We start from the raw sequence: 1,758 nt of genomic DNA, 5'->3' as shown, positions 1-1,758 counted from the left end.
CGTGAGCTATTAAGCCGACCATTCGACAAGTTTTGGGATTGTTAAGGGTTCCGAGGCTCAACGTCAATAAAGCAATTGGAATAAAGCAATAAAAGGAGTAGAATTTATTATTAATTTGGTTTTTTTAATCATCGTTTTCCACATAGTTTTTAAGATTAGATAGTTGGTTGTCCCAATATTTTTCAAAATATTTAATCCATTTTTCTACTTCGATTAATTTTTTTGGTTTAAGCTTGTATCTAGTTTCTTTGCCAGATTTTTTTTTAGTAACTAATTCTGCTTGATAAAGAATGTTTAAATGTTTATTTACTGCTGTTCGAGAAATATTAAAATCTTGAGTAATTGATTTAATAGATTTTTCGTTATCTGCAAGTAATTTTATAATTTTGCGACGTTTAGGATCTGCTATTGCTTGGAATACATCATATTTTGCTTTTGTATTATTCATTAGAATTTAGATACTTAGGAAGTTCAACTTTCACTATTTCATCCCAGCCGTCGTCCATAAATCCTTGCACAACAGGATGTGGTTGACCAAACTCTGTTTCTTTTCGTTCATCCCATCCAGAATGTATAAGTGTGAATTCTGTAGTATTATCATCTACTTTTTTTAGTTTGAATGTTATTTTCCAATCTTTTCCCCAATTAAAGCTTAAATTATCTTTAGGATTTAATTCTGTTACTTTACATGGAGATTCTCCAAATTCTCCGGCATATAGAGTGAATTCTTTTCCTAACTTGGCTTCGAAATCGTTTGGCATCCACCAAGATGTTATACCTTCTGATGTTGAGACAGCATCCCAGACTTTATCCTTATTTGCTTTTAATACTACTACTTTTTCTATCTGCGGCATTTCAGTATTGTTATTCATATATAAACCCTCCTCATTTTATATGACACCTTTTGGTGTTATATAAAATGTAACATATTTTGGGGATTGTGCAATGATTTTAGTTACTTAGTTTTATGGTTTTGAACTTCAAATTTTGGAGGATCTCGGGGATACCATGATTAAAAGGAAATTGGAATAAAATTATTAAGTTTGATAGGATTACCGTAAAAGAAACGAGGTGGAATTATGCTAAAAAAAGATATTGCTTTTTTATTATCTACGGGTAAATTCTCTGAAGCTAGTTCTTATTTATCAAAAGAAGTAAAATGGAATATTGTTAATGATCAAGAATTAAATGGTTTTATTGAAGTACAAAGATATTTTGAATCAGTTAGTGAATATTTTGATACTGTTGTTACTAATTTCAAGGTTGATGAAGTTATTGAAAACAAAGATAAAGTTGTTGTTGTTGGTACTGCGGAATTTTATAAAGATGATAAATTATTAAATGTTATAGAAGCTTGTGATGTGTATTTATTTGAAAATAATAAAGTTAAAGAATTGAAATCTTTTTGTATTTCGTTAGATAAGTTTAATAACAATTGAATTTGAATTTTATTTCATGAGTAGATAATTAATTCATATAAAAACTTAATCTAATTAGACCAAGTTCTTTGATAGTGTTATATTAAATAACAAATAAAAAAGAAGTCGTTCCACCCAACCGACCAAAGTTTAGGGAACGACTTACCAACTAAATGATGATTTAATTATATTTTGATGATACTTGATTATACCCAAAAACTCAAGATTTAAAATTATAGTTGGTAAGTAAAATTGGTTCTGTTGCAAAGTAAAAAAATATAGCTAACCACTAATTTATCATGTCAGTGTTCGCTTAACTTGCTAGCATGATGCTAATTTC

3 protein-coding genes are annotated in these 1,758 nt (G+C 28.7%); 1 reads left to right on the top strand and 2 read right to left on the bottom strand.

From position 1 onward, the window contains the following. Nucleotides 1-124 precede the first annotated feature (124 nt). The gene (locus CD129_RS10385; protein ID WP_115337957.1) at nucleotides 125-448 is read right to left on the bottom strand and encodes an ArsR/SmtB family transcription factor; all 324 of its coding nucleotides are present in this window, start codon (nucleotides 446-448) and stop codon (nucleotides 125-127) included. Then, nucleotides 441-872, bottom strand: a complete 432-nt coding sequence (locus tag CD129_RS10380; RefSeq protein ID WP_115337958.1) for an SRPBCC family protein — start codon at nucleotides 870-872, stop codon at nucleotides 441-443. The genes CD129_RS10385 and CD129_RS10380 overlap by 8 nt, the downstream gene beginning before the upstream one ends. A 207-nt stretch (nucleotides 873-1,079) precedes the next feature. Between CD129_RS10380 and CD129_RS10375 the strand changes: the two genes are divergently transcribed. Further along, a complete protein-coding gene (locus CD129_RS10375) occupies nucleotides 1,080-1,439 on the top strand; it encodes a nuclear transport factor 2 family protein (protein ID WP_115337959.1) in 360 nt (119 codons plus the stop codon). The last annotated feature ends 319 nt before the right edge of the window (nucleotides 1,440-1,758 follow it).

Source organism: Mammaliicoccus fleurettii (assembly GCF_003970575.1).
In the GTDB taxonomy this organism is placed as follows: Bacteria; Bacillota; Bacilli; order Staphylococcales; family Staphylococcaceae; genus Mammaliicoccus; species Mammaliicoccus fleurettii.
The sequence above is the reverse complement of the archived record's forward strand: the minus strand, read 5'-3'. Positions and strand labels throughout refer to the sequence as shown.